The following is a 6,506-nucleotide window of genomic DNA, read 5'->3' on the forward strand; positions in this document are numbered from 1 at the left end:
CGGTCACTCACGATGCGCGACCTGACCTACCCTCCGATCATCCTCACCGCCAAGGCGGCCTTCCGGCTGCTCGGGCAGCGCTTCCAGCTGACCGGCACCGAGCACGTCCCGCGGTCGGGCGGCGTGCTGCTCGCCTACAACCACGTCGGGTACGTCGACTTCATCTACGGCGGTCTCGCGGCGAACCCGTCGGGGCGGCTCGTGCGGTTCATGGCCAAGCGGGAGATCTTCCGGCACCGCATCGGCGGCCCCGTGATGCGCTCGATGCACCACATCGAGGTCGACCGGGGCGCGGGCGTCGGGTCCTTCCGCACCGCGGTCGACTACCTGCGCCGGGGCGAGGCGGTCGGGATCTTCCCCGAGGCGACGATCTCGCGGTCCTTCGAGCTCAAGGAGTTCAAGACCGGCGCGGTCCGGATCGCAGCGGAGGCGGGTGTCCCGCTGGTCCCGGTCACGTTGTGGGGCACCCAGCGGGTGCTGACCAAGGACCACCCCCGCGACCTGTCCCGCGGGAAGACGATTGCGATCACGGTCGGCGAGCCGCTGCACCCCACCGGCGCCGATCCGGTCGCGGAGACCGCGGAGCTGAAGGCGGCGATGGCCGCGCTGCTGGATCGGACCATCCGGGCCTATCCGAGCGGCGAGCAGCCGCCCGGGTCGTGGTGGCTGCCCGCGTCGTACGGCGGCGGCGCCCCGACACCCGAGGAGGCGTTGCGCCTCGACGCCGAGGAGCTGCGACGACGTCGGGAGCGACGTAGCAATAAGTCGACAAAGAGATAGATTACTAAGACTGCTTATCTGCTTGGTGATCTATGGCCGGTCCGCCCGTCAGATCGGCCGGTCGGACCGGTTGCGCGGATCCATGATGTCCACGATCCGCTGCAGGTCGTCGAGCGAGCCGAACTCCACGGTGATCTTGCCCTTGGCCCGACCGAGGTCGACCTTCACCCTCGTCTCGAACCGGTCGGAGAGCCGCTCGGCGAGGTCGGCGAGTCCGGGAGCCACCGGCTTGTTGCGCTGCACGCGTACGGCCGTCGGGCCGTCGTCGTCGCGGACCGCGACGATCTCCTCCAGGCCGCGGACACTGATCCCCTCGGCGATCACTCGGGAGGCGAGCCGGTCCTGCACCTCCGGATCGGCCACGGACAGCAGCGCCCGGGCGTGTCCGGCCGACAGCACCCCGGCGGCGACCCGCCGCTGGACCGCGGGGCTGAGCTTGAGCAGCCGCAGCGTGTTGCTGATCTGCGGACGGGAGCGGCCGATCCGGCCGGCCAGCTCCTCGTGGGTGCAACCGAAGTCGTCCAGCATCTGCTGGTACGCCGCCGCCTCCTCCAGCGGGTTCAGCTGCGAGCGATGCAGGTTCTCGAGCAGGGCGTCGCGGAGCATGTCGACGTCGTCGGTCTCGCGGACGATCGCCGGAATCATGTCGAGGCCGGCCGCCTGGGTGGCCCGCCAGCGCCGCTCCCCCATGACCAGCTCGTAGTCCTCGGGCCCGCGCCGACGGACGACCACCGGCTGGAGCACTCCGATCTCGCGCACCGAGTGGACGAGCTCGGCCATCGCGTCCTCGTCGAACACCTGGCGGGGCTGGACCTGGTTGGGCCGGACCTGGCCGACCGGGAGCTCCGCGAAGTAGGCGCCCGCGACCGGGGCGAGTCCCGCGGTGCCGTCGAGCATGCCCGGCGGCTGCGGCGGAGTGCCCTCCACGGCGTCGGTGGCACCGGCCGGGTCAGCCGGATCCGTCGTCGGCGCGGTGGGGATCAACGAACCCAGGCCACGGCCGAGCCCACGACGCTGCGGGCGGTTCACGTTCACTGGCTGGCTCCCTGGGCGGCGATCTCGCGCGCGGCCTCGAGATAGGACAGCGCGCCTGGCGAACCCGGATCGTAGGTCATCACGGTCTGCCCGTACGAGGGGGCCTCGGAGACCCGTACCGACCGCGGGATCGTGGTCTTGAGGACGTGGTCGCCGAAGTGCTCGCGGACCTCCTCGGCTACGCCGGACGCGAGCCGGGTGCGCGCGTCGTACATGGTCACCAGAATCGTGGAGACGTCGAGGCGCTGGTTCAGGTGGGCCTTGACCATCTCGACGGTCTCGAGCAGCTGCCCGAGGCCCTCGAGGGCGTAGTACTCGGCCTGGATCGGGATCAGCATCTCGTCGCCGGCGACGAGCGCGTTCAGTGTGAGGAGGCCCAGCGAGGGCGGACAGTCGACGAAGACGTAGTCGAACCGCTCCTCCCCCGCCTCGGCGGCCGAGCCCACCCAGGGGTGGCCATGGATCGCCTTGCGGAGGCGGCTCTCGCGGGCGACGACCGAGACCAGCTCGATCTCGGCCCCGGCGAGGTCGATGGTGGCTGGGACGGCCCACAGGTTCTCGACGTCCGGGCACGCGCTCACGACGTCGACCAGGGGCTCTCCGTCGACCAGCGCGTCGTACGTCGACGGCACGCCGCGTCGGTGCTCGACGCCGAGTGCGGTCGAGGCGTTGCCCTGAGGATCCAGATCGACCACCAGGACCCGCTGGCCGAGCTGGGCCAGTGCAGCGGCGATGTTCACGGTCGAGGTGGTCTTGCCGACGCCGCCCTTCTGATTGGCCACCACGAACACGCGGGTGCGACCCGGCCGTGCCATCGGCGGGCGCATCCGCACCCCGGTCCGGGCAAGCACCGTGTGCTCCGCCGCCCGGGCCAACGGCGTCCCGTGGTCGTCCTCGAAGGCGGGTGCGCCGACCGCGAGCTCCTCGGCGGTCTGGACTCGGAACGGCCGCTCCGATCCGGTTTCACGTGAAACGGCCGGTCGCTCCGTTCCGCCGTCCACCTGTGGAGGAACCGCCTCGTTCTGTGGATAAGGACGCTCACGGGGCGCCTCCGAGCCGGTGGAAAACCCTGCCCCGGATCCGGCGTTCTCCATCACCTGCTGCGCCTCCGCTTCGCTGTCGACCGTCCGCGACCCGCGGTCCGCCGCGTCGCCGGGCCCGTCGCAAGCGGCAAAGATACCTGCCGCGGATCCGCCCAGGCCACCCGGACGGCAACCGTGGCCGACACCGGGAGGCCCTCGCCCAGCACCCGCACCTCGGGCTCTGCGCAACCGAGGTCGGCCAGCACCTGTCTGGCCGACTCCACCTCCGCAGCCACCGATGTTCCCTTCATCGCCACCAGGGCTCCCTCCGGCTCGACCAACGGCATCGACCAGCCCAGCAACCGGTCCAACGGGGCGACCGCGCGGGAGGTGACGACCTGGAATCTGCGCGTCCCGTGCAGCGCCTCGGCCCTGCCGCGCACCACCTCGGTCCCCTCCAAACCGAGATCCTCGACGACCTCCTCCAAGAAGGTGGTCCGGCGCAGCAGCGGCTCCACCAGCGTCACCTGCAGATCGGGCCGCACGATCGCGAGCACCAGTCCGGGAAGACCCGCACCGCTCCCGATGTCGCACACCGAGGCTTCCTCGGGCAGCAGCTCTGTCAGCAAGGCGCAGTTGACCAGATGCCGGTCCCAGAGCCGCGGGGCCTCCCGGGGACCGATCAGGCCTCGGACGACGCCCTCGGTCGCCAACAGTTCGGCGTATCGCTCAGCGAGCCGCAGCCGGTCGGACGGAAACGCCCTCCGCGCCAACTCGGGCGTGGAGGGCGTTTCACGTGAAACGTGGTGATCCATCGATCAGCCCGGCAGCACCACGACGAATCGGCGCGGCTCCACGCCCTCCGAGGCCGACGTCAGCCCCGCGGCGGCGACCGCGTCGTGCACGACCTTCCGCTCGAACGGCGTCATCGGCGAGAGCGACAGCCGCTCGCCGCTCTCCTTCACGGTGGCCACCGACTCCTCCGCGAGCCGCTCCAGCTCCTCGCGCTTGCGCGCCCGGAAGCCCGAGATGTCCAGCATCAGCCGGGTCCGTTCGCCGGTCTCCCGGTAGACGGCCAGCCTCGTCAGCTCCTGGAGCGCCTCCAGCACCTCACCGTTGTCACCCACGAGCTGGGACAGGTCCGCACCCACGATCGACACGGCCGCGCGATCTCCGTCGACGTCCATGTCCAGGTCGCCGTCCAGGTCCGCGATGTCCAGCAGCTCCTCGAGGTAGTCCGCCGCGATGTCACCCTCCTGCTCCAGCTGCTCGAGGCGGGCGCCCTCCTCGACCGACGCCGTGGCCTCGTCAGTTCCGGCCTCGTCGGTTCCGGCCTCGTCTGCGACGCTCTCCTCGCTCACGCTCTCCTCGGTCACGGTCTCCTCAGTCATGGGTGCCTCCCTCGGGCTTCGGCTTCGGGCTTGGTCGTTGGTCCGGACTCTTCCGGCGCTGCTGGCGCGACTGGCGCTTCGGCTGCTGACGCTGCTGCGGGCGCTGCTCCGGCTCCGGCTCGGGAGCGACCTCCACCTCAGCGGGCTTTCCGTGCCTGGCCGCCTTCAGCCGGTCGCGCTCCTCCTTGGCCTTCGCGGCCGCGGTACCCGGCGCCGGGTTGTTCCGGATCACGTAGAACTGCTGGCCCATCGTCCACAGGTTCGACGTGGTCCAGTAAAAGAGGACGGCGATCGGGAAGGCGATGCCACCCACCGCGAACACGACCGGGAGCACGTACAGCAGCAGCTTCTGCTGCTGGGCGTACGGCCCGCTCAGCGCGTCCGGCGGCATGTTCTTGCTCATCAGCTGACGCTGGGTGGTGAACGTCGTCGCCGTCATGGCGATCACCAGGATGGCGGCGACGATCATCACGGCGACGTCGCCGTCCGCCTTCAGGAAGGTCGCCTTGAGCGGGATCCCGAACAGCTCGGCGTTCTGGAAGCTCGTCGCCAGGTCCGAGGTGATGAACGCCTTGCCGTCGCCCTTCGCCGCGTGGTGGTCGAGCAGCCGGAACAGCGCCAGGAAGATCGGCATCTGGATCAGCAGCGGGAGACACGAGGCGAACGGGTTCGTCCCGCTCTCCTTGTACAGCTTCATCGTCTCCTGGGCGAGACGCTCCCGGTCGTGGCCGTACTTCTTCTGCAGCTCCTTGACCTTCGGCTGGATCAGCTGCATGTTCCGGCTGGACTTGATCTGCTTGACGAAGAGCGGGATCAGCGCCGCGCGCACCGTCAGGGTCAGTCCGATGATCGACAGCACCCACACCAGGCCGCTGTCCGGGTCCAGCCCGATCGTGTCGAACAGCCAGTGCCACGCGACCAGCACCGCCGAGATCGCGTAGTAGAGCGGCGTCATGATCAGGCCGCCGAGGTCGCCCAGGAATCCCACGGGTCAGGCTCCTTGCTCAGATGTTGGGAACGTGCCCGCCGAGGAGCGGGAAGTGCGAGGTGGTGGCACCGGGTCGTAGCCGCCGGCAGCCCACGGATGGCACCGGGCCAGCCGCCGGACCGCCAGCCAGGTGCCACGGAGACTGCCGTGCCGGGTCACCGCGTCGAGTGCGTACGCCGAGCACGACGGGTGATAGCGACAGACCTGGCCGTACAGCGGGCTGATCAGCAATCGATAGGCGCGCAGGAACCCGATCAGGGCGTACCGGACGGGGTCGTACCTCACACCGTCACCCCCGCTCGAACCAGGCAACGCAGGAGGTCGCCCTCGAGTTCCGCGTACGACGCGGTCGCGGCGGCGGGGAGTGCCCGGACCACCAGCACAGCAGAGCCCGGGAGCGACGCGAGGTGCTCCCGGGCCAGGTGACGAAGTCGGCGCTTCACGCGATTGCGGACCACGGCGCTGCCCACGGCCCTGCTGACCACGAACCCCACGAGCGGCCCCACCCGAGCAGGCTCGGCGGACTCAGCGAGGTGGACGACCAGCGTCCGGGAACCCGCCTTGCGTCCGCCGCGAACGACCTGCTGGAAAGAGCTGCTGTCGGTGAGGCGATGAGCCGTGGAGAGCACGTGCCGGCGTGGGCCGCGGCCGTGCCTCAGACGGCGAGGCTCTTGCGACCCTTGCGACGACGCGACGACAGAATCGCGCGGCCCGCACGGGTGCGCATGCGCAGTCGGAAGCCGTGCACCTTGTGCCGGCGACGGTTGTTCGGCTGGTACGTGCGCTTGCTCACGAGCTTCTCTCCATGCTGGTCGGGCCCGATTCGGTCGGGCGAAGTCCGAGGAACAGCCATCCCGGGCCGGGCGACGCGTGCAGTAGCCTCTTCGGCTGGCACCGCCCACCCACGACAAACGCCCAGGTGGGCGACTGCTCTTCGTGGACATGCGGCACCGGTCGACACCGGGTGACCGCCCAACGGTACGCGTCCGCAATCCACAGGGTCAAACCGGCCACGGCCCGCTCGGCGCCCGCCTGTGGATGACGTCTTGCCGCTCCGGTCGTCGGCTTGTTACGTTCGTGGTGACCGAGGTTCCCCGCCGGCCATGATCCACTACCTCTCCACAGGGCGTGTGACGCCCGCCACAGCGGCCGTCACAGACCGTCTGACCTGCGGAAACGCGAGGTAGACCGGGTCTGGGTCGTGTCTCGGACCGACTCTCTCCACAGTGAGAGGATCAGGTTCACAACCTGTGGACAAAGTTGTGGACACACAGTTCTGGACAGCGAGCA

General features: G+C 69.9%; 9 protein-coding genes. 1 reads left to right on the forward strand and 8 read right to left on the reverse strand.

From position 1 onward, the window contains the following. Positions 1-12 precede the first annotated feature (12 nt). On the forward strand, positions 13-780 hold the full coding sequence (locus KM427_RS25335) for a lysophospholipid acyltransferase family protein (protein WP_215525773.1): 768 nt from the start codon (positions 13-15) through the stop codon (positions 778-780). A gap of 48 nt (positions 781-828) precedes the next feature. On the opposite strand, the gene KM427_RS25340 is transcribed toward KM427_RS25335, so the two are convergent. The 8 genes from KM427_RS25340 to rpmH are packed head-to-tail and all read right to left on the reverse strand — an operon-like array spanning position 829 to position 6,009. Next, positions 829-1,809, reverse strand: a complete 981-nt coding sequence (locus KM427_RS25340; protein ID WP_502887145.1) for a ParB/RepB/Spo0J family partition protein — start codon at positions 1,807-1,809, stop codon at positions 829-831. A gap of 2 nt (positions 1,810-1,811) precedes the next feature. After that, on the reverse strand, positions 1,812-2,909 hold the full coding sequence (locus KM427_RS25345) for a ParA family protein (protein ID WP_353846992.1): 1,098 nt from the start codon (positions 2,907-2,909) through the stop codon (positions 1,812-1,814). Next, entirely contained in the window at positions 2,909-3,652 is a 744-nt protein-coding gene (gene rsmG, locus KM427_RS25350; protein ID WP_215525775.1) for a 16S rRNA (guanine(527)-N(7))-methyltransferase RsmG, read from the reverse strand. The genes KM427_RS25345 and rsmG overlap by 1 nt, the downstream gene beginning before the upstream one ends. Before the next feature lie 3 nt (positions 3,653-3,655). Continuing rightward, on the reverse strand, positions 3,656-4,228 hold the full coding sequence (locus tag KM427_RS25355) for a Jag family protein (RefSeq protein ID WP_215525776.1): 573 nt from the start codon (positions 4,226-4,228) through the stop codon (positions 3,656-3,658). After that, positions 4,221-5,183 carry a membrane protein insertase YidC gene (gene yidC, locus KM427_RS25360; RefSeq protein WP_252275454.1) on the reverse strand — a complete coding sequence of 321 codons (963 nt, stop codon included), beginning with the start codon at positions 5,181-5,183 and terminating at the stop codon, positions 4,221-4,223. The genes KM427_RS25355 and yidC overlap by 8 nt, the downstream gene beginning before the upstream one ends. 36 nt (positions 5,184-5,219) lie before the next feature. Beyond that, a complete protein-coding gene (gene yidD / locus KM427_RS25365; protein WP_215525778.1) occupies positions 5,220-5,501 on the reverse strand; it encodes a membrane protein insertion efficiency factor YidD in 282 nt (93 codons plus the stop codon). Further along, positions 5,498-5,845 (reverse strand): ribonuclease P protein component, encoded by a 348-nt coding sequence (gene rnpA / locus KM427_RS25370; protein ID WP_215525779.1) that lies wholly within the window; start codon positions 5,843-5,845, stop codon positions 5,498-5,500. Before rnpA ends, yidD begins: the two co-directional genes overlap by 4 nt. A gap of 26 nt (positions 5,846-5,871) precedes the next feature. Beyond that, entirely contained in the window at positions 5,872-6,009 is a 138-nt protein-coding gene (rpmH, locus tag KM427_RS25375) for a 50S ribosomal protein L34 (protein ID WP_011758123.1), read from the reverse strand. Between the last annotated feature and the right edge of the window lie 497 nt (positions 6,010-6,506).

Source organism: Nocardioides sp. LMS-CY, from assembly GCF_018732145.1.
GTDB classification, from domain to species: domain Bacteria; phylum Actinomycetota; class Actinomycetes; order Propionibacteriales; family Nocardioidaceae; genus Nocardioides; species Nocardioides soli.

Coding starts and splice junctions, on each gene's coding strand:
- yidC (WP_252275454.1), bottom strand. CDS start 5,183: ATGACGCCGCTCTACTACGCGATCTCGGCGGTGCTGGTCGCGTGGCAC.
- KM427_RS25335 (WP_215525773.1), top strand. CDS start 13: ATGCGCGACCTGACCTACCCTCCGATCATCCTCACCGCCAAGGCGGCC.
- KM427_RS25345 (WP_353846992.1), bottom strand. CDS start 2,909: ATGGAGAACGCCGGATCCGGGGCAGGGTTTTCCACCGGCTCGGAGGCG.
- rsmG (WP_215525775.1), bottom strand. CDS start 3,652: ATGGATCACCACGTTTCACGTGAAACGCCCTCCACGCCCGAGTTGGCG.
- KM427_RS25355 (WP_215525776.1), bottom strand. CDS start 4,228: ATGACTGAGGAGACCGTGACCGAGGAGAGCGTGAGCGAGGAGAGCGTC.